Genomic DNA, 19004 nt, shown 5'->3' with positions numbered 1-19004 from the left:
CGATCTCGGCACGCCATCCAGCCATGATAAGGGGACACCCATGCCGGTTTTGCGACTTGTGTTCGCCCTCTGTCTTTCATGTATGCCGTTGCAGGCTGCCACGGCGCAGGATACGCCCCAAACCTTCGCCCATGCGGACTGGGCGGAAGCCCGCCTTGTCACCCATATCGCCAAGGCTCTGGTCGAATCAGAAACGGACGAGCGCGTCCGCATACGACAAATGCCCATTGACCGGCAATATGCCGCGCTGGCGGCGGGCGATATAGACCTGATCCTGGATAGCTGGCAACCCACGACCCACAAGGACTATCTGGCGCAATATGCCAACGCCGTCGAGGATCTGGGCCCGGTCTTTACCGGTGGTCGGCTTGGCGTTGCCGTGCCCTATTATGTGCCGCGGGACGAAATCGCCACGGTGGGCGACCTGTCCAAATCCGCCTTTCGGAACCGGATCGACGGGCGCCTTCTGTCCATCGGGGAGACCAGCGGCATCACCCGGCTGGCGCGGGAAGCGGTCACCGCCTATGGCCTGAACGGCCTGAAAGTGCAGCCGGTGAACGAAATCTATTACGAACGCAACCTGACCCAGCGCTTTTTCCGCACCCGCTGGTTCGCTGCCTTCGCCTGGACACCGCATTGGTCCGTCGGGGAATTCGACATGCGCTTTCTGGACGATCCAAAGGGCATTTTCGGCGGCGCCGAGCGGGTCCATGCCCTGGCCCGGAACGGCTTCGAGGCAGAGCATGGGGGCGTGGCTGCCCTGATCCGTGACCTGACCATCCCGCTGGACCGGCTGAACCAGATGTTGAGGCAAGGCCGCAAGGACCCCATGAAGTGGTGAGCGACTTCATGGAAAGCCGCTGAAGATCACTGAAGATCACTGAAAACCGCCAGAGCTGACGATCGCGTCCCCCGTCGAAAAAAGGCCGGGTCACGAACGGCCCGGCCTTTTTCAATGATTGTGGCAAACGCCCGTCAGCGCGAAAACTTGCGGTATTTGATGCGCTTGGGCTGGTCCGCGTCGTGGCCGAGGCGCTTGCGCTTGTCCTCTTCATAGGCCTGGAAATTGCCCTCGAACCATTCCACATGGCTGTCGCCCTCGAACGCCATGATATGGGTGGCGATCCGGTCCAGGAAGAAACGGTCGTGGCTGATCACCACCGCGCAACCGGCGAAGTTTTCCAGCGCCTCTTCCAGGGCGGACAGGGTTTCCACATCCAGATCGTTGGTAGGTTCGTCCAGCAGCAGCACATTGCCGCCGTTTTTCAGCATCCGCGCCAGATGCACCCGGTTGCGTTCCCCGCCGGACAGCAGGCCCACCTTTTTCTGCTGGTCACCGCCCTTGAAATTGAAAGCGCCCACATAGGCCCGCGTGGCCACTTCCTGCTTGCCGAAATAGAAGATGTCCTCGCCGCCGGAGACCTCTTCCCAAACGGTCTTGTTCGGGTCCAGCGCGTCCCGGCTCTGGTCCACATAGCCCAGTTCCACCGTGTCGCCCAGGGTAATGGTGCCCGCATCCGGCGTTTCCTGGCCGGTGATCATGCGGAACAGCGTGGTCTTGCCCGCGCCGTTGGGGCCGATCACACCCACAATACCGCCGGGGGGCAGCGAGAAATCCAGCCCCTCGAACAGCAGCTTGCCGTCAAACGCCTTGGTCAGGCCCTCCGCCTCGATCACCTTGCCGCCAAGCCGCGCGGGCGGTGGAATCTTGATCTGGGCGGTGCCCGCCGCTTTTTCACGGGTTTCATTGACCAGTTCGTCATAGGCCTTGATCCGCGCCTTGGACTTGGCCTGCCGGGCCTTCGGGCTCTGGCGAATCCACTCAAGCTCGGCGTTCAGCGCTTTTTCGCGGGCCTTGTCCGCGCGTTCCTCCTGCGCCATCCGCTTGGTCTTCATTTCCAGCCAGGCGGAGTAATTGCCCTCAAACGGAATGCTGCGGCCCCGGTCCAGCTCCAGCACCCAGCCCACCACATTGTCCAGAAAATAGCGGTCGTGGGTAACCAGAATGACACAGCCCTTGTATTCCTGAAGGAATTTTTCCAGCCAACCCACGGTTTCCGCGTCCAGATGGTTGGTGGGTTCGTCCAGCAGCAGAATTTCCGGCTTTTCCAGCAGCAGGCGGCACAGCGCCACGCGGCGCTTCTCACCGCCTGACAGCCCCTCTACGCCCCAGTCGCTGGGCGGGCAGCGCAGCGCATCCATCGCCACTTCGGCCTGCGATTGCAGGTCCCAGGCGTCCGCCGCGTCGATCTCTTCCTGAAGCTCGGCCATGCGAACGCCGTGATCCGGGTTGTCCGGGTCTTCGGCGAACCGCATCGCCACGTCGTTGAACTCATCCAGCTTGGCCTGCATGTCCTTCAGGCCCTCCATCACATTGCCGAGCACGTCCTTGTTCGGGTCCAGCTCAGGTTCCTGCGGCAGATACCCCACGCGGACGCCCTTTGCCGCCCAGGCTTCGCCGGTATAGTCCGTGTCCTGACCCGCCATGATCCGCATGAGCGTGGATTTCCCCGCCCCGTTATGGCCGATCACGGCGATCTTGGCATCAGGCAGAAAATTCAGCGTAATATCGTTGAGAACCTGCTTGCCCCCCGGATAGGTCTTGGACAGGTTCTGCATGTGAAAAGCATATTGATAGGATGCCATTGGCTCCCTTTCCCATACGGACAGAGTGTGCGATTGGCCCTGTTCCTAGCGCAAGTGCGGTGGGGATACAAGCGCCCCTGCGGGGCGCTTGAATTTGTTTGATTTCACGCCAGCGCGCTTTGCGCGCGGCTCCAAATGGGCGCCGCACTGGCGGCGGGCCACGGTCGTGGCCTCCGCTCATCCCGCGCAGTGGCGGGATGGCGGTAGAGACAACGCCGGGGCGGGTGGGGCGCGGTTTGTTTGATTTCACGCCAGCGCGCTTTGCGCGCGGCTCCAAATGGGCGCCGCACTGGCGGCGGGCCACGGTCGTGGCCTCCGCTCATCCCGCGCAGTGGCGGGATGGCGGTAGAGATTTGTTTCCGCTCACGCTAGCGCGCTGGCGCGCGCGCTCCGCGAGGGCGCGGCACTTGCCGCGGGGCGCGGTCGCGCCCGTCGGATGGGTCCGTGTGTGCGGGGTAGCGGTGGAAGTGGCGCCGGTGCGGGTGGAAAGGTGTCAGGCTTTCATGCCGGGGAAGAGCTGGCAGGATGGGAGGTCGGCGTTCATATCCACCCACGGAAGGCGGGTCTTCACATAGGTATGCTCTTCGGGTACCAGGTCCGCCGCCTGATCCAGAACCCCGATCTGGACATTGATCAGGTTGGGCACGCGCTCATTCTTCAGCGCCACCGGGCTGCCGCACTTGGAGCAGAACAGGCGGGCCGCATCCGGGCTGGGGCGGAACACATCCACCTCCCGGCCTGAAAAGCGCACCATCGCCCGATCGAACCGGGCAAATGTGGTAAAGGCCGCCCCCGTGGCACGGCGACAGGTGGGGCAATGGCAATGCCCCACCCACAGCGGGTCCGCCGCGGCGGAAATCTGAACGGCGCCGCACAGGCAGGCGCCTGTATAAGACACCGGTTCGGTCATGCGGTCTTGGAGACCTCCCCCGCCTTGCGGGCCGCCATCACCTCCTTGATGGACGTGCGGATGCGCTGCATGGACCGCTCGAAGATATCCGTCTCCGACACCCGCTCCATCCAGGCATTCAGCTTTGGCCGGTTGCCCAGATCGGTGATCTCGAACCGGGACAGGAAATTCTGCGCCTGAAACACGAACGGGATAAGCGCACAGTCCGCCACCGTCCATTCATCGCTCACGGCGCGCTTGCCCTCACCCATATAGAATTCCAGACAGTCCAGCCCGCGAGGCAATCTTTCCTCTTTCGCCGTGCGGATGGCATCCTCGTCCGTGATGCCCCAGTTCAATGACTTCAGGAACGGCCACATGGCGGGCATCACCTCGTCATCGAATACCCGGCAGACCACCTTGGCGTCGGCGGCCACTTCGGGGCTGGCGGGCACCAGCTTCGGCCCTTCCAGTTTCTGATCCAGATATTCCAGAATGACCTGGCTTTCCCCCATGGACTTACCGTCCGTGCGGATCAGATAAGGAATCTTGCCGCTGGGATTGGTTTCCAGATGATCCGCCGATTTGAACCCGCCCGGCACGCCGGGATAATCCACATCGTTGATCGCGCCCTTGATGTCGAGCCCGATCATCACCCGTTCAAAAAACGGTGACATGCTGACGCCGCAAAGCTGCATGGGTCCCCTCCTTCGCCTCTGCCACTTTCTGTCTGAAGGCAGCATGGGGGCCTTTGTCGCCCCGATCAAGCCCTCATGGCGGCACGGATTGAATGGCCCCTATTCACGCGGTGCAAGACACGGGGGGCATGACCCCCGGCATGGTAACAGACGAAGGGGCGTCATGCGAAATGGCGGCCCAGCCAGTCCAACAGCAAGCGGTTCACCGCCTCGGGTTGTTCCTGCTGGGTCCAGTGGCCGCACTGCTGAAGCAGATGGTATTCCAGCGGCCCGATCCGGGTTTCCATCCCGTCCGCCAGTTGGGGCGGGCAGGCACGGTCCAGCTCTGTCATGATTTGCAGGGCGGGCAGATTGACAAAAGGCAGCTTGCCGTCCTCATCGGTAAAGCGCATCAGATCCCGCTGATTGGCGCTCATATTGCGATACCAGTGCAGCGGCGCGGTGAAGCCGCCCCGCTCGAAAGCGCGCACATAGATGGCCCGTTCCGCATCGTCCAGCAGCGGTTCACCGCCCCAATGGTCCGACCCCTTTTCCAACTGCCCCAGCAGATCCAGGCTGGCGGCGGCGCCAGCGCCGGGTTGCGGCTCGTCCCGCTCCGCCGACGGCCTGCGCATGAAAAACCGGAAGGTGGCGTCCACGTCCCGCTCCAGCAGGGGTTCGGCGGCGCCCTCTTCCTGAAAGCGGACGATATACATGTCATCCCCGAAGGTCCGGCGGAAGACCGGGATCGGGTCCCGGTCAAAAACGGGCATCAGGGGCACGTTCAGGCCCGCGCACCCCAGCAGCCGTTCCGGCGCGTAAAAAGGCAGCGCCCACAGCACCAGCGCGCCCCAGTCATGGCCCACCACCACGGCCTTTTCCACGCCCGCATGATCCAGCAGGCCGGTCACATCACCCACCAGACGGGACATGGCATAGTCATCCACACCGGCGGGCTTGTCGGAATCGCCATAACCCCGCTGGTCCGGCGCCATCACGGGATAGCCCGCCGCCGCCAGGGCCGCGATCTGGTGGCGCCAGCTATGGGCCAGTTCAGGGAAACCGTGCAGGAACAGCACAAGCGGCTTGTCTGTCTCGTCCACGGCGGGGCCGTCACGGACGACGGCCAGCCGGACATCATCCAGATCGATATGCAGCTTACGGTTCATCGGCGTCTCCTGTCAGGCTGATGGCATGATCCGCGCCGAGGGCGGATGATCAATGGGGCATTCAATGGCCCAGAAAGGCTGTCAGAAACAGGGCGCCCACGGCAACCGGCACCAGCCAGCGCAGGCAAGCATACCACACCCGGAAAAGGCTTCCATCCCGCATTGGCAGCCCCGCCAGCACCCGTGACCGGGACAGGCCGAAGCCCGCCATCAGCGCAAAGGACAGCCCGCCCAGCGGCAACACCACATTGTTCACCCCTTCACGGATCAGCGCGAAGAAGGTCATGCCGTCCAGCCCCAGAAAGGCCAGCGGATACACCCCGCGCCAATCACTGAGCGACAGCGCCGTCAGGCTGGACAGCGCAAAGGTGATGCCGGTCATCAGCCAGGCGGCCCGGCGCCGGGGCCAGCCCGCCTCCTCCAGCCGGGCCACGCTGGGCGCCAGAATCGACATGGCCGAGGTGATGGCGGCAAAGGTCAGCAACAGAAAGAAAACAAAGGCCGCCAGCGATCCCATGGGCAGATCGGCGAAGATCATGGGCAGGGTCTGGAACACCAGCCCCGGCCCGGCTGCCGGGTCCACCGAGCTGGCGAAAACCAGCGGAAAAATAGCCAGCCCCGCCAGCAGCGCCACGCCCACATCCATCAGCACGATCCACAATACGGCGCGGGGCAGCCGCACATCGTCGCCCATATAGGCGCCGTACATCATGATGCCCCCCACTCCGACGGACAGGGAGAAGAAAGCCTGCCCCACCGCTTCCAACAGCAAACGCGGGCTGAAATCCAGCCGGTGGAAGCCGAACAGAAAATCCAGCGCCGCCGGAAAGTCGCCGATCAGGGCGGCATAGATCACCATGGCCAGCAGCATGACGAACAGCACCGGCATGAGCCATTTCCCCGTCCGCTCCAGCCCGGAGCGGATATCGGCGGAGACCACCAGACCGGTGAGCGCCATGAACAGGCCGCCCCACAGCAGCGGCTGGCCCGCGCCGCTCTTGAAATCCCGATCCAGCGCGGCGATGGCCGCGTCGTCCACTCCGGCGAAGGTTCCAAACGGGGCCAGCAGTGTGTAATAGAGCGCCTGTCCCGCGATCACCGTATAAAAGCTCAGGATCAGAATGGTCGCCACCAGCCCGACCCAGCCCGGCAGCCCCCAGGGCAGGCGGCTTCCCGCCCCCCGCCCCAGCCGGGCAAGCGCGGTGGGCGGGCTCGCCTGTCCTAGACGGCCCAACAGCAATTCCGCCATGAAAACCGGCAAGGCCACAAACGCCATGGCCAGCAGATAGATCAGGACAAAGCCGCCGCCGCCGTTCTTTCCCGCCACATAGGTAAAGCCCCACACATTGCCCAGCCCGACGGCGGCCCCGGCTGTAACGAGCATGAACGCCAAACGGGTGGTGAAATGCGGCAGGGGCCGGTTACTCATCACGGTCTCCGGTCAGGCGGGGCGACAGGCGCCGGGTTGGCAGGGTCAGTTCAACAGGGCTTCAATATGGGGGGCGATCCGATCCGGCTTCACACTGGGGCCGAAGCGCTTGACCACGCGCCCGTCCTGATCCACCAGGAATTTGGTGAAGTTCCACTTTATGCGTTTGCTGCCCAGCACGCCGGGCTTTTCACTGGTCAGATGCCGGAACAGCGGGTCCGCCCCCGGCCCTTTCACGTCCACCTTGGCAAACATGGGAAAGCTGACCCCGTAATTCACCTGGCAGAAGCTGGCGATATCGTCGCTGGCACCCGGTTCCTGATTGCGGAACTGGTTGCACGGAAAACCCAGCACCGTGAACCCCCTGTCCCCATAGCGCTGATACAGCGCTTCCAGCCCTTCATATTGCGGCGTGAACCCGCATTTGGAGGCCGTGTTCACCACCAGCACCACCTTGCCCTTATAGGACGCCAGCGGGCATGTATCGCCGCCAAGGGTGGTGCAGGTGAAATCGTGCAGGCCGGTCATGGTCATTCCCCATCATAACGGGGCCGCCCGGCGGGCCGCCCGGATATCCGCCCAGTCAGATGAACAGGCTGCCGCGCATCACTTCCACATTGACGCCGCCGATCAGCACCCGATCCCCCTTCATCTCAAGCCACAACTCGCCGCCGCGCTGGCTCACCTGAAGGGCGAACAGGCTGTCCTTGCCGAGCCGATCCGCCCAATAAGGCGCACTGACACAGTGGGCGGAGCCGGTCACCGGGTCTTCCGGCACACCGTGATTGGGATAAAAGCAGCGGCTGACGAAATCCACCGTTTTCCCCGGCAGGTCCGGCGCGGTCACCCCCGCCCCCGGCGCGGTAACGATGAAGCCATAGGGGGCCATGGCCTGCAAGCCGGTGATGGATGGCGCCATGGAACGGATGGTCTCCGCATCCTCGAACACCAGCAGATATTCCCGATCGGTCAGATAGCATTCCACGGGCTCGGCGCCCAGAACAGCGGGCAACTCCGGCGGCATGTTCACCGGCGCCGCGCGGTTGACCGGGAAATTCATTTCCAGCCGCCCATCCCTGCGGCACACCGGCAGAGCGCCGGACCTGGTTTCAAAGGTCACGGCGTCCGCGTCCGGTTTCAGATGGGTCAGCACCACATGCGCCGCCGCCAGGGTGGCATGGCCGCAGATCGCCACTTCCAGAGTCGGCGTGAACCAGCGCAGGTCATAATCCGCGCCGGGCGTGCGGGACGGCGTGATAAAGGCCGTCTCGGACAGGTTGTTTTCCCGCGCGATGGCCTGCATCACGCTGTCGTCCAGAAAGGTTTCCAGCGGGCAGACGGCGGCGGGGTTGCCGCCAAAGGCACGACCCGCAAACGCATCCACCTGGTAAATCTGAATTTCCTGCATGGCTGTGCTTACTCCCCCTCAGCGGCAAACATTAGCGGCCCTCGGCGGCCCATGCCAGCATTGTATCGACCTGAGGCGCGGAAAATCCCTGCCAGAGCGCGCCGTCCGCCCGCTCCAGCACCGGGCGGGCCAGAAGAAGCGGATGGGCAACCAGCAGGTCCGCCGCCCGCGCCGGATCGTCGGCCCATGCCCGCGTCGCCTCGTCCAGCGCCCGCCAACTGGTGCTGCGCCGGTTGATGGCGCGCCCGGCCCCGATGGCGGCCAGAATGCGAGCGGCGGTGTCCCGGCTCAGGCCATCTTTGCGCACATCGTGCAGCCGGGCCGGTATGGTCGCCTGACCAAGCCGCTTCAGGGTCGCGCGCACCTTGTCGCAATTGGTAATACCATACACACACAGGCCGGTCATGGCTCGTTCCCTCCCGATGGTCCGGCCCCGCCCGGCTGCAAGGGGCTGTCCGGCGTGTCGTTCAACAGGTCGTTGGCGGTGCGGGCGTCGCTCGCCGCGTCTGCCGGGTCCAGATGGATCAGCACATGGGCGGTGGGAAAGGCTTCCGACAGGGTGGCTTCCACCTCGCCCGCGATCATGTGCCCCTCGGCCACGGTCATGGTTCCGTCCACATCCACATGCATCTGAATGAAACTGTCCCGACCGGCATGGCGGGTTCTCAAATCGTGAAGGCCCCGCACCGCGGGGTTCGCCATGACGATGTTGAAGATGCGCTCCCGCTCGTCATCATCGAATTCCCGGTCCATCAGCATGTCGATGGCGGGCATTCCCACCTGCCGCGCGCCGTTCAGGATATAAAGCGCGATCACGCTGCCGATCACGCCGTCCGCCATCATCACGCCTTCCGCCGACAGCCAGGCGGCGGCAATCACGCCCGCATTCATCAGCAGGTCGCCGCGATAGTGCAGATGGTCCCCCGCAATGGCGATGGAGCCCGTGCGCCGCACCACATGGGCCTGAAAGGTGACCAGCGCCAGCGAAAACACGATCGCCGCGCCGCTCACCGCCATCACCAGGCCGGAAGCCCGCACCGGCACCGGGTCCAGCGCCTGATTCAGGGATTCCAGCAACAGCATCACCGCTAGGCCGGACATCACCGCCGCCTGAAACAGCCCTGCCAGCCCTTCCGCCTTGCCATGGCCAAAGCGGTGGTCCGCATCCGCCGGAATAAGCGCCGCGCGCACGGCAAACAGGGTGACGAGACTGGCGGCCAAATCCAGACTGGAATCCGCCAGTGACCCCAGCATGGCCACCGACCCCGATTGCCACCACACCAACGCTTTCAGAATGATCAATGAAAGGGCCGTGCCGGTGCTGGCAAATGTGGCGAGCCGCATCAGCCGATCCTGCTCCTGACGGTTCATCATGCTGCTATGTCTCCGTCGCCTTTCAGCCGCGCCCACACCGGGTAGACTTTCAATCCATCACCGCCCGATCACGAAAAACCCCCGACCGGCGAACCGGCAGGGGGCACATAAGCATCATCGGGATACGGGCCCCGGCGCAAGCATACAGTCGCAAGCACACAAACACGGGCGCAAGAATGCCGCGCGGATCAGCCCCCTTAGTGCAGGGCCTTTTCTGTCTGCCCGATGGCCGCTTCCACATCGCGGGCCCCGGCATCGCCCTTCATCTGTTCCGCCAGCACGCTGCGGGCCGCTTCCACCGCCACGGTCACGGCACTTGCCCGCACGGCCTTCACGGCGCGCGCCTCGGCCTGTTCGATCTTCTGCTCGGCCATGGCCGTGCGCCGGGCCACCATGGCATCAGCGGCCTGCCGGGCCTCGGCCCGCACCGCTTCGGCATCGTCCCGCGCCTGGGCCAGCATGGCCTCGGCATCCTTTTCGGCCTCGCGCTGCTGGCGCTGATAGTCCGCCAGCAGTTTTTCGCTGTCTTCCCGCAGGCGCCGCGCCTCGTCGATCTGGCGGCCAATCTCCGCCGATCGCGCATCCAGCATGGCCGCCACCTTGCGATGCACACCGGCATAGGCCAGCACGCCCACAAAGACCACAAAAGACCCCGCCACCCAAAAGGTGGGGTCCAGATAAACCGGTTCGCCGCTCACCGCCATGGCTCAGGCCTCCCTGTTGGATTGCTGACGGGCGCTGGCCGCCTTGACGGCCTTGTCCAGCGCCGCGCTGTCCGGCGCGCCCGCGCCCAGCTTGGTCACGATGTCCGCCGCCACGTCGCGGGCCACATCGTCCATTTCCTCAAGGGCGGCCGTCTTGGCCTCCTCGATGCGCTTTTCCGCCGCCTCGGTCTTGGCCTTCAGGCGGCTTTCCAGATCGGCTTGTGTGGCGGCAAGGCTGCTCGCGGCATCCTGTTTCGCTTCCGCCAGAATGGCCTGAGACTGGCTGCGGGCATCATCCAGGCTGGCCTTCAGCCCGCTCTGTACCTGCTCGGCTTCCCGCTTGAGACGCTCGGCGGCATCCAGATCCGCAGCCACCCGCTCCCCGCGATCGTCCAGCACGCGGCTGATACGGGGCAACACCATTCTGGAGACGACCACATAGAAAAGAATGAAGGTGATCGCCAGCCAGAAAAGCTGGCTGGTATAGGTACCGTCCTCGAACACATTGAGCTGCGGCAGGCCGCCCTTGGCGTCCACCTCGACTTGCGTATTGGTCTGGTCCTGGGCCATGTGTCGTCCTCGATCGAGCCGATCCGGGTCGTATCCGAACCAAAGGTCGCCCTCATGGGCAATGTGCAACCGGTATGCCGATGGCGCGAAGGCCACCGGCTCCCATATGAGCACCGGTCCCTGTCAGGCCGGGAAAGGCCGGGCGTGCACCGCCCGGTCACCCGGCATCATGCGCGGTGCTTAACCGAACAGGATCAGGAAAGCGATAACCAGCGCGAACAGGGCTACGGCTTCCGTCAGGGCGAAGCCCAGCAGCAGGTTGCCGAATACCTTGGGCGCGGCAGACGGGTTGCGAAGCGCCCCGCTCAGAAAGCTGCCGAAGATGTTCCCCAGGCCGATGCCCACACCGGCCAGTGCGAGCGTCGCAATACCGGCACCAATCATTTTAGCGGCTTCGAGTTCCATGATGTGTTCCTTTTCCGTTGGATTGGGTGTCTTTAGGTGAAGAAGCCTTCCCGCCCCCTAGTGCGCCGGGTGCAGCGCGTCGTGCAGATAGAGACAGGAAAGAATGGCGAAGACATAGGCCTGAAGGAATGCCACGAGGATTTCCAGGCCGGTCAGAAACAGGTTGAAGGCAAAGGGCAGCACCGCGCCCAGCGCCCCGGCGGCGCCCATGGCGCCAAGGCTGATGACGAAACCGGCGAACACCTTCATCATGATGTGCCCCGCCAGCATATTGGCGAACAGACGCACGGACAGACTGATCGGGCGGGTCAGATAGCTCATCAGTTCGATGGGCACGATCAGCGGCATCAGGGCCATGGGCACGCCCGAAGGCGCGAACAGCTTGAGAAAGCCCGCGCCGTGCTTGAGCAGCCCGATCAGCGTCACACCCACAAACACCACCATGGCCAGCGCGAAGGTGACGGCGATATGGCTGGTTACGGTGAAGCTGTAGGGGATCATGCCCGCCATATTGGCGCCCAGAATGAACATGAACAGGGTGAAGATGAACGGGAAGTAGCGCTTGCCGTCCCTGCCCACATTGTCGCGCACCATGCCGGCGATGAACTCGTAGGCCATCTCCACCATGGTCTGCCAGCGGCCCGGCACCAGCGCATTGCGGCGCATACCGCCAAGCATGAACAGGCTCATGCCCGTCACCACAATCACCATCCAGAGCGCGCTATTGGTGAACGAGACATCAACCCCGGCGATTTCCTGCGGGGCGATGGCGTGGATCTCGAACTGCTCCAGGGGGCCGTGTTCCTTTGCGCCGTCTTGCTGTGCCACGTTCCGCTCTCTCATTATTCAGGGACCGAGGCGACGCCCCGGCCCGTTTTGTCGCCAGCGCCAAATGGCCTGACGGTCAATCCCTAATCGTCGCCCGTGCGGTTCTGGCGATCCTGCATGGCGTTGGCCTGCCGAATGACATTTCTGAGCCCACCGGCAAATCCCAACACGGTCAACACGATAATGCCCACCGCACCCGTGGCGAACCAGCGATCCGCCATCACGCCCAGAAAGGCCCCGACACCCACACCGGCCACCAGATCCAGCCCCATGCGGAAAGCCATCCCCATGGGGGAGCGATCTTCCCCGTCGCCCGCATCCGGGCGGCCATCACGGGCCGCCTTCAGCCGGGCTTCCAGGGCGTCGAAGCGTGCATCTTCATTACCCCCACCAGGGGAAGAGTGCCGCTTCTGCCGCTCCCGATCTTCAGCCAATGCCCAGGCTCCCAATTCGGCTGGAAAAGGGCGGGGTCGCGCCCGCCGCCGTCAATGCCATCCCAGCCCCTTGGCCCCGTGCCAGACCGCCTCGCAAGGCGCGTGCAACATAGTCAAGGCCCCACAGGCTGTCAAGCCGGAAAGGGAGAAAGTTTGACCGTTTTTTATCTTTTAAAAACAGTAACTTATATATCTTCCACAAGGGCTTCGGCACGCTCCAGATCCACCGACACGAGGGTGGAGACACCCCGTTCCGCCATGGTCACGCCGAAAAGCCTGTTCACCCGTGCCATGGTCACCGCATTATGGGTAACGATAAGAAAGCGGGTATTGGTGCGCCGGACCATTTCATCCAGCAGATTACAGAAGCGTTCCACATTGGCATCGTCCAGCGGCGCATCCACCTCGTCCAGCACACAGATCGGCGCCGGATTGGTGATGAAAACGGCAAAGATCAGGGACAGCGCGGTCAGGGCCTGTTCCCCGCCCGACAGCAGCGACAGCACCTGAAGCTTCTTGCCCGGCGGCTGGGCGAAGATTTCAAGCCCGGCTTCCAGCGGATCGTCGGATTCGGTCAGTTCCAGATGCGCCTCGCCGCCGCCGAACAGTTCGCGGAAAAGCTCCCCGAAATGCCGGTTGACCACCTCGAAGGCGGCCAGCAGGCGCTCCCGCCCCTCCCTGTTCAGGCTGCCAATGGCACCGCGCAACCGGTTAATGGCGCTTTCCAGATCGGCCCGCTCCCCCGCCAGATGGTCGCGGTTGGCTTCAAGCTCCGCCAACTCCTCCCCGGCCCGCAGATTGACCGCGCCGAGCCGGTCCCGCTCGCGGCTGAGATCGTCCCGCTGCTGGCGCAACACCGCCGCATCGGGCAGGGAATCGCTGCCGGGCAGGCCCACCGCTTCCAGCACCCGGCTGGGCGGGCAGTCGAACTTTTCATGAATGGCGCGGGACAGGGTCTGGCGCCGTTCCGCCGCGACCTCGGCGGCGGTCTCCGCCCGCGCCCGATCCTCCCGCGCGGTGGCCTCATGCTCCCGCGCGGTGGCCAGCTCCCGCTCCACCGCCTTGAGCGCCGCCTCCCCCGCCTGCAAGCGGTCCCGCGCCTCCGCGCGGGTCTTGCGCGCCGCCTCCAGCCGCTCGGTCAGATCCTTTCGCTTGCGCGCCGTGGCCTCGGGGTCGGTATTCAGCCCCGCCAGCCGCTCTTCCGCCTGCTTTCGGCGACTGTCCAACGCCGCGATCTGCTCCCCCGCGCTTTCGCCCCGGCGGCGCCAGTCCGCCATCTCCCGGTCGATCGCTTTCAGCCGGTCGGCCCGATCCGCCGCCTCACGGTCAAGCCCGTCCCGCGCGGATATCGCCTCCTGCAAGCGGGCGCGGGCGGCGGACACCGCTTCCCGATCCGTTTCCAGCGCCGCATCCGCCGCCGCCATGTCCGGCAGGTCCGACAGGCTGGCCAGAACCGAATCCAGTGCCTCCTTCGCCTGCATGGCGGCGTCAGCGGCGGCGTCATGCTGTTCCTGCAACAATTGAAGCCGCCCGGCCCGGCGCCGCGCCGCCTCTTCCTTTTCCGACAGGGCGCGCGCCGCCGCCGCGCGATCCGCCTCCGCCGCCTTGCGGGCCTTCGTGGCGGCCCGCGCCGCCTCGGCGGCCTTGTCATGGGCGTCGCGGGCGGTTGCCAGCGCGGCTTTTGCAGTTTCGGTTTCACGCTGATGGACTGACCGCGCCTCTGCCAGCGCCGAAAGGCGGTTTTCCTGCTCCAGCCGACGGGCGGCGGCGCCCGGCGCACCGGCCCGGCGCACATAGCCATCGAAGCGGCGCAGGCCACCGGCGCGGTCCACCAGGCATTGCCCCGGCGCCAGCGCTTCCTGCAAGGCGGCGCCGTGGCTGTCCATGTCCAGATGATCGTTCAACACCACCGCATGAGCCAGCAAACGCGCCAGTTCTTTCGGCCCCCGCACATGATCGGCAAGCGGCGTGGTGCCATCGGGCGCGGGTGGAACCGGCCCCGGCGGCAGGGCACGCCAGAAAGCGCCGGCCGCTTCATCCCGCCCCGCATCCGCCGCGGCATGGAGCGCGGCATCCACCGCGCGCTCATAGCCCGGTTCGGCCACCAGATCGCGGGCGACCGGGCGATCCGTGGCGTCCGGTTCCGCCAGCATGGCTTCCAGCCCTTCGATTTCCCCGGTGATGGCGGCCAGGCGGGAAGACGCCTCCCGCGCGGCGGCGGATGCCGCGTTAAAATCCGCCAAAGCGGCCTGCCGGGCGGCCTCACTCGCCTCCTCTCGCGCGGTGGCCGCCTGCACCGCCGTCTCCTGTTCCGCCAGCGCCGCGCGAGCCGCCGCCTCGCCCTGATCTTCCGCCATTTCCGCCTTGAGGGCCGCATGGTCGCGGGCGATCCGGTCTCGTTTTGCCTGTTCGGCCTCAAGCCGTCGGGTCAGGCTGTCCCGATCCCGCAGCAGGGCGGATCGGCGGGCGCGGGTGTCCGCTGCCGCCTGCGCCCGTTCATTGAAACGGGCTTCCAGCTTTTCGGCCTCGGCCTTCAATTCCGCCACCCGCGCCCGCGCCGCTTCAAAGGCGTGGGCATGGTCGGCGGCGCGGGCCTCCAGCGTCTCCCGCTCCGATGCCAGCCGGGCACGCGCGGCCTCGGCTTCCGTGCGGCTTTGTTCTTCCCGCGCCCGGTCGCGGGCGATATCTTCAAGCGTGGCCCGGAGCGCGGCGGCGGATTCCGCCTGCTGGCGGGCCTCCCCCTCCATTTGCTCCAGCGCCAGTTCCAGCCGCTGCGCCGCGGCGGCGGCCTCGCCGTCCCAATCCCGCAGGGCCGGCAGGGCATCCGCCGCTTCCTGGCGCCTGGTCTCCTGGGCGGCGGTTTGGGCGGCGGCAGTGCCCAGCGCGGTAATGGCCGCGCTCAGCCGGGCATTGGCGGCATCGGTTTCCCGCGCACAGGCGGCCCAGTCCAGAAAGCTTACCGCCGCATCCGCCTGGCGCAGCCTGCCGCTCAACTCCCGATACCGCTCCGCCTGGCGGGCCTGCCGTTTCAGGGCGGCGATCTGGTTTTCAAGCTGGGTCAGCACATCCTGAACGCGAGCCAGATTGGATTCCGCCCCGCGCAGACGGTTTTCCGCCTCCCGCCGACGGGTATAAAGCCCGCCAATACCCGCCGCCTCTTCCAGAATGGCGCGGCGATCGCGGGGTTTGGCATTGATCAGATTGCCGATACGCCCCTGGCTGACCAGCGCCGGGGAATGGGCACCGGTGGCGGCATCGGCGAACAGAAGCTGCACGTCTTTCTGGCGCACATCGCGGCCATTGACCCGATAGGCGGACCCGGCCTCCCGCTCTATCCGGCGGGTGACCTCGATCTCGTCCTGCGCGTTCCAACCCTCCGGGGCATCAAAATCCGCATTGTCCAGATACAGGCTCACTTCGGCCATATGGCGGGGCGGGCGGCGGCTGGTACCGGCGAAGATCACGTCGCTCATGCCCGCGCCACGCAGCGACTTGACCCGGCTTTCGCCCATCACCCAGCGTATGGCTTCCAGCAGATTGGATTTGCCGCAGCCATTCGGCCCCACCACACCGGTAAGGCCGGGCTCGATCAGCAGCTCCGTCGGGTCAACGAAGGATTTGAAGCCGGTCAGCCGCAGACGCTTAAAATGCATGGGTCAGGCCCCGATCACGGCTGGCGGGAATGAAAGGGCATCCCCGTATCCACCAACCGCCTGCCTGTAGCCCGCCTGTTCATCGCCCCCCTGTGCGACGACCATTGACCTGCCCCCCACTTTGCCGGTGCCTGCCGGTGTGCTGGCGGCTTTCGCTTTGCCGACAGCGCGCCTCAAAGAGCGTCGCGGATCACGCTTTCCAGATTCTCCCAGCGGAAATCCTCCACCTTTTCACCATTGACCACCAGGGTCGGCGTGCCGGTGATGTTGTATTCCTGCTGACCATCGCGGGACATTTTCACCAGAAAGCGGTGCATCCCCGTATTGGACAGGCAGCGATCGAACTGGGTGCGACTGATCCCCACGCGCCGGGCATAGCCCGCCAGCGCATCCACGGGGCTTTCCGCGCGCGCCCAGTCCTGCTGGCGCTGGAAAAATACCTTGAGCAGCTTTTTCGCCACCGGCTGGCCCTCGCAGCGCATTACGGTGGAGGCGGCCAGATCCAGTTGATTCATGACGAAATGGCGGAAGATGAACTTCACCTGCCCCTGATCCACGAAGGTTTCCTTGATCTTCGGGAAGGTGCCGGTGGAAAAGCGGGCGCAGTGCGGGCAGGTGAGCGAGGCATATTCGATCACCGTTACCGGCGCGTCTTCCGGCCCCCAGACCAGATCGCCGCGATAGCCTTCGCCGCTGTCATTGGCGCTGTCATTGGCGCCGTCCGTGCTGTTGCCCTGGGCGGCGGCACTGTCCGCCACCATGGCGGCATCACTGCCCGCATCGTCCCCGGCCTTGCCGTTTCCGTCCGAATCGGACCCGTTGCCACAGGCGGCGAGCATCAGCGAAAAAGTGGCAATGGCGAGCAATCGAAGCATGATCATCCTCATATTTTTCTGGCCAATCAACTGACCTTTCGGGCCGACCCGGCCATGGTGCCGGGTGCCGGGCTGGCCGCATCCGGCACCCCTGAAACGAAATCCGCCAGAGAGTGCCCCACTCACCCCCTTCGGGCCAACCCTTTTTACGCCTTTTCCCGACGATATACCGCTTCGCCCAACCGCCGCAGGGCCTGACGCACGGGATTGTCCTTCACGCTGTCCGCGCCGCCCAGCAGGGCCTGAAGCCGGGTGTCCGCCTCGGCGCTGAGCGGCGGGTCTTCCACCTTTTGAGCGCCGGCGCGGCGCGGCAGCGGGCCGTGACGAATGCTGATTCCCCGCACCGCGCCATAGCCGAAATAGCGGTTCACCGCCGCCACGATGGCCTCTTCACGGTGTTGCAGAATGGGGGCAAAGGCGGCCTCGGTGCGGATATGCAACAGCGCGCCGGTGCGCTGGCCGCGCGGAAAAACAAGCCTGAGCGGCAATGTGGCCGTGGCCATGTCCGCGCCCACAATGTCCCGCCAGCGGGTGACGATTTCCGTCTGCACGAAGCCGTGGCGGCGCAGGGCCGCGCTCAGCAACGGGCGGCCCGCTTCCGACAGGCTTGTGGCCCGCCGCCTGCGCCCCTTGTCTTTCCCGTGTTTCTGGTCCATGTCCGCTCCTGAAAGGGGGCGCGGCAGGCACCCCCGCGCTATCACGCTTTCTTTATGCAAGGCAGTATCTCACAGCATGGATCAGCCCGGCAAACAGCTTCTGACCTGGTATGACCGCAATGGCCGCACCCTGCCCTGGCGGGCCCCGCCCGGTGCGCGACCGGACCCCTATCATGTGTGGCTGTCGGAAATCATGCTGCAACAGACCACCGTGCAGACGGTGGGCCGCTATTTCACGCGCTTCCTGTCGCTGTGGCCCGATGTGACGGACCTGGCGGCGGCGGATCGGGACAGCGTGCTCGCCGAATGGGCGGGGCTTGGCTATTATGCCCGTGCCCGCAACCTGCACGCCTGCGCCCGCGCCGTGATGGCGGACCATGGCGGGCGCTTCCCGGACACGGAAGACGGCCTGAGAGCCCTGCCCGGCATTGGCGACTATACCGCCGCCGCCATCGCCGCCATCGCCTTCGGGCGGCCCGCCGCGGTGGTGGATGGCAATATCGAACGGGTGATCGCCCGGCTTCACCGGGTGGAAACGCCCCTGCCCGCGGCCAAGCCGGAAATCCGCGACCATGTGGCGGCCATCACACCCGCCGACCGGCCCGGCGATTTCGCCCAGGCCATGATGGACCTTGGCGCCATGGTCTGCACGCCGCGGCGGCCCAATTGCCTGCTGTGCCCCTGGCAGGGACGGTGCCTGAGCGCGGGCACCCCGGATGTGGAGCGGTTCCCGGTCAAGACACCGAAGAAAACCAAACCGCTGCGCCGGGGCGTGGTTTTCTGGCCGGTGCGGGGCGGCCATGTGCTGTTGCAGCGCCGCCCGGACGCGGGTTTACTGGGCGGTATGCCGGGCCTTTACGGCACCCCCTGGACGGAACGGGATGACTTCCCCGCCGCCACCGAGTGGGCGCCCCATGCCCCGGTAGCGGCCCAGTGGACGGCCCTGCGCGAAAAGGCCCGCCACAGCTTTACCCATTTTCATCTGGAAACCCGCATCCTCATGGGCGAGGCGGGCGACACCGCGCCCCCGGCGGACAGCTTCTGGCACCCGCTCAGCGATCTGAAGAAAGCGGGCCTGCCCACCGTGTTCAAGAAAATGGCGCGACTGGCGACGGACTGACCGCCACACCATCGTTTGAAACACCACCATTTGACAGGCGCGCCGGAAACGCCAAAGCTGTGGCGGGCCGTGCGGATCGTCGCGGCCAGCATATCAATGGGGGGAGACATCATGATCACATTCACCATGCGCATCGCGGGCCTGATGGCGACACTGGCGCTTCTGGT

Annotated in this window: 19 protein-coding genes; 2 read left to right on the top strand and 17 right to left on the bottom strand. The window is 65.3% G+C overall.

The features are described from left to right. Positions 1-40 precede the first annotated feature (40 nt). A complete protein-coding gene (locus WGH93_RS04105; protein ID WP_374763589.1) occupies positions 41-841 on the top strand; it encodes a glycine betaine ABC transporter substrate-binding protein in 801 nt (266 codons plus the stop codon). A 134-nt stretch (positions 842-975) separates the two neighbouring features. Here the strand turns inward: WGH93_RS04105 and ettA are convergent, their stop codons facing one another. From ettA to WGH93_RS04020, 17 genes are all read right to left on the bottom strand, one after another. Further along, positions 976-2646, bottom strand: a complete 1671-nt coding sequence (gene ettA / locus WGH93_RS04100; RefSeq protein ID WP_374763588.1) for an energy-dependent translational throttle protein EttA — start codon at positions 2644-2646, stop codon at positions 976-978. A 493-nt stretch (positions 2647-3139) separates the two neighbouring features. Then, entirely contained in the window at positions 3140-3556 is a 417-nt protein-coding gene (locus tag WGH93_RS04095) for a GFA family protein (protein WP_374763587.1), read from the bottom strand. Then, on the bottom strand, positions 3553-4233 hold the full coding sequence (locus tag WGH93_RS04090; RefSeq protein ID WP_374763586.1) for a glutathione S-transferase family protein: 681 nt from the start codon (positions 4231-4233) through the stop codon (positions 3553-3555). Before WGH93_RS04090 ends, WGH93_RS04095 begins: the two co-directional genes overlap by 4 nt. 161 nt (positions 4234-4394) lie before the next feature. After that, positions 4395-5381, bottom strand: a complete 987-nt coding sequence (locus WGH93_RS04085; RefSeq protein WP_374763585.1) for an alpha/beta fold hydrolase — start codon at positions 5379-5381, stop codon at positions 4395-4397. Positions 5382-5442: 61 nt separating this feature from the next. Beyond that, the gene (locus WGH93_RS04080; protein ID WP_374763584.1) at positions 5443-6810 is read right to left on the bottom strand and encodes a sodium-dependent transporter; all 1368 of its coding nucleotides are present in this window, start codon (positions 6808-6810) and stop codon (positions 5443-5445) included. 45 nt (positions 6811-6855) lie between these two features. Next, complete coding sequence (locus WGH93_RS04075; protein WP_374763583.1) at positions 6856-7338, bottom strand: glutathione peroxidase; 483 nt, start codon at positions 7336-7338, stop codon at positions 6856-6858. A 55-nt stretch (positions 7339-7393) separates the two neighbouring features. Continuing rightward, entirely contained in the window at positions 7394-8218 is an 825-nt protein-coding gene (locus WGH93_RS04070) for a PhzF family protein (protein ID WP_374763582.1), read from the bottom strand. A 31-nt stretch (positions 8219-8249) separates the two neighbouring features. Continuing rightward, complete coding sequence (locus WGH93_RS04065) at positions 8250-8624, bottom strand: ArsC/Spx/MgsR family protein (protein ID WP_374763581.1); 375 nt, start codon at positions 8622-8624, stop codon at positions 8250-8252. Further along, the gene (locus WGH93_RS04060) at positions 8621-9592 is read right to left on the bottom strand and encodes a cation diffusion facilitator family transporter (RefSeq protein WP_374763580.1); all 972 of its coding nucleotides are present in this window, start codon (positions 9590-9592) and stop codon (positions 8621-8623) included. Before WGH93_RS04060 ends, WGH93_RS04065 begins: the two co-directional genes overlap by 4 nt. Before the next feature lie 197 nt (positions 9593-9789). Beyond that, on the bottom strand, positions 9790-10296 hold the full coding sequence (locus tag WGH93_RS04055; RefSeq protein ID WP_374763579.1) for a F0F1 ATP synthase subunit B family protein: 507 nt from the start codon (positions 10294-10296) through the stop codon (positions 9790-9792). Positions 10297-10299: 3 nt separating this feature from the next. Next, positions 10300-10866: a F0F1 ATP synthase subunit B family protein gene (locus WGH93_RS04050; protein ID WP_374763578.1), complete on the bottom strand. Its 567-nt coding sequence runs from the start codon at positions 10864-10866 to the stop codon at positions 10300-10302. Positions 10867-11046: 180 nt separating this feature from the next. Further along, positions 11047-11271 (bottom strand): F0F1 ATP synthase subunit C, encoded by a 225-nt coding sequence (locus tag WGH93_RS04045; RefSeq protein WP_374763577.1) that lies wholly within the window; start codon positions 11269-11271, stop codon positions 11047-11049. A 57-nt stretch (positions 11272-11328) separates the two neighbouring features. Continuing rightward, a complete protein-coding gene (locus WGH93_RS04040; RefSeq protein WP_374763576.1) occupies positions 11329-12099 on the bottom strand; it encodes a F0F1 ATP synthase subunit A in 771 nt (256 codons plus the stop codon). An 83-nt stretch (positions 12100-12182) separates the two neighbouring features. Then, positions 12183-12533: an AtpZ/AtpI family protein gene (locus WGH93_RS04035; protein WP_374763575.1), complete on the bottom strand. Its 351-nt coding sequence runs from the start codon at positions 12531-12533 to the stop codon at positions 12183-12185. Positions 12534-12718: 185 nt separating this feature from the next. Then, positions 12719-16186, bottom strand: a complete 3468-nt coding sequence (locus WGH93_RS04030; protein WP_374763574.1) for a chromosome segregation SMC family protein — start codon at positions 16184-16186, stop codon at positions 12719-12721. A 173-nt stretch (positions 16187-16359) separates the two neighbouring features. Further along, positions 16360-17061 carry a thioredoxin domain-containing protein gene (locus tag WGH93_RS04025; RefSeq protein WP_374763573.1) on the bottom strand — a complete coding sequence of 234 codons (702 nt, stop codon included), beginning with the start codon at positions 17059-17061 and terminating at the stop codon, positions 16360-16362. Between the two features lie 146 nt (positions 17062-17207). After that, positions 17208-17717, bottom strand: a complete 510-nt coding sequence (locus tag WGH93_RS04020) for a DUF721 domain-containing protein (protein WP_374763572.1) — start codon at positions 17715-17717, stop codon at positions 17208-17210. 76 nt (positions 17718-17793) lie between these two features. Between WGH93_RS04020 and mutY the strand changes: the two genes are divergently transcribed. Next, positions 17794-18837 (top strand): A/G-specific adenine glycosylase, encoded by a 1044-nt coding sequence (gene mutY, locus WGH93_RS04015; protein ID WP_374763571.1) that lies wholly within the window; start codon positions 17794-17796, stop codon positions 18835-18837. The last annotated feature ends 167 nt before the right edge of the window (positions 18838-19004 follow it).

This window comes from Yunchengibacter salinarum (genome assembly GCF_037658235.1).
In the GTDB taxonomy this organism is placed as follows: Bacteria; Pseudomonadota; Alphaproteobacteria; order Sphingomonadales; family Kordiimonadaceae; genus Yunchengibacter; species Yunchengibacter salinarum.
Note: the sequence above shows the minus strand (reverse complement) of the source record. Positions and strands in the feature narration are given on the sequence as shown.

What these genes read in the sequence shown, in the direction of transcription:
- WGH93_RS04050 (WP_374763578.1), bottom strand. Translation starts at nt 10,866, where the DNA reads ATGGCCCAGGACCAGACCAATACGCAAGTCGAGGTGGACGCCAAGGGC.
- WGH93_RS04070 (WP_374763582.1), bottom strand. Translation starts at nt 8,218, where the DNA reads ATGCAGGAAATTCAGATTTACCAGGTGGATGCGTTTGCGGGTCGTGCC.
- WGH93_RS04075 (WP_374763583.1), bottom strand. Translation starts at nt 7,338, where the DNA reads ATGACCGGCCTGCACGATTTCACCTGCACCACCCTTGGCGGCGATACA.
- WGH93_RS04080 (WP_374763584.1), bottom strand. Translation starts at nt 6,810, where the DNA reads ATGAGTAACCGGCCCCTGCCGCATTTCACCACCCGTTTGGCGTTCATG.
- WGH93_RS04060 (WP_374763580.1), bottom strand. Translation starts at nt 9,592, where the DNA reads ATGATGAACCGTCAGGAGCAGGATCGGCTGATGCGGCTCGCCACATTT.
- ettA (WP_374763588.1), bottom strand. Translation starts at nt 2,646, where the DNA reads ATGGCATCCTATCAATATGCTTTTCACATGCAGAACCTGTCCAAGACC.
- WGH93_RS04085 (WP_374763585.1), bottom strand. Translation starts at nt 5,381, where the DNA reads ATGAACCGTAAGCTGCATATCGATCTGGATGATGTCCGGCTGGCCGTC.
- WGH93_RS04105 (WP_374763589.1), top strand. Translation starts at nt 41, where the DNA reads ATGCCGGTTTTGCGACTTGTGTTCGCCCTCTGTCTTTCATGTATGCCG.
- WGH93_RS04055 (WP_374763579.1), bottom strand. Translation starts at nt 10,296, where the DNA reads ATGGCGGTGAGCGGCGAACCGGTTTATCTGGACCCCACCTTTTGGGTG.
- WGH93_RS04095 (WP_374763587.1), bottom strand. Translation starts at nt 3,556, where the DNA reads ATGACCGAACCGGTGTCTTATACAGGCGCCTGCCTGTGCGGCGCCGTT.
- WGH93_RS04065 (WP_374763581.1), bottom strand. Translation starts at nt 8,624, where the DNA reads ATGACCGGCCTGTGTGTGTATGGTATTACCAATTGCGACAAGGTGCGC.
- WGH93_RS04025 (WP_374763573.1), bottom strand. Translation starts at nt 17,061, where the DNA reads ATGCTTCGATTGCTCGCCATTGCCACTTTTTCGCTGATGCTCGCCGCC.
- WGH93_RS04020 (WP_374763572.1), bottom strand. Translation starts at nt 17,717, where the DNA reads ATGGACCAGAAACACGGGAAAGACAAGGGGCGCAGGCGGCGGGCCACA.
- mutY (WP_374763571.1), top strand. Translation starts at nt 17,794, where the DNA reads ATGGATCAGCCCGGCAAACAGCTTCTGACCTGGTATGACCGCAATGGC.
- WGH93_RS04045 (WP_374763577.1), bottom strand. Translation starts at nt 11,271, where the DNA reads ATGGAACTCGAAGCCGCTAAAATGATTGGTGCCGGTATTGCGACGCTC.
- WGH93_RS04090 (WP_374763586.1), bottom strand. Translation starts at nt 4,233, where the DNA reads ATGCAGCTTTGCGGCGTCAGCATGTCACCGTTTTTTGAACGGGTGATG.
- WGH93_RS04030 (WP_374763574.1), bottom strand. Translation starts at nt 16,186, where the DNA reads ATGCATTTTAAGCGTCTGCGGCTGACCGGCTTCAAATCCTTCGTTGAC.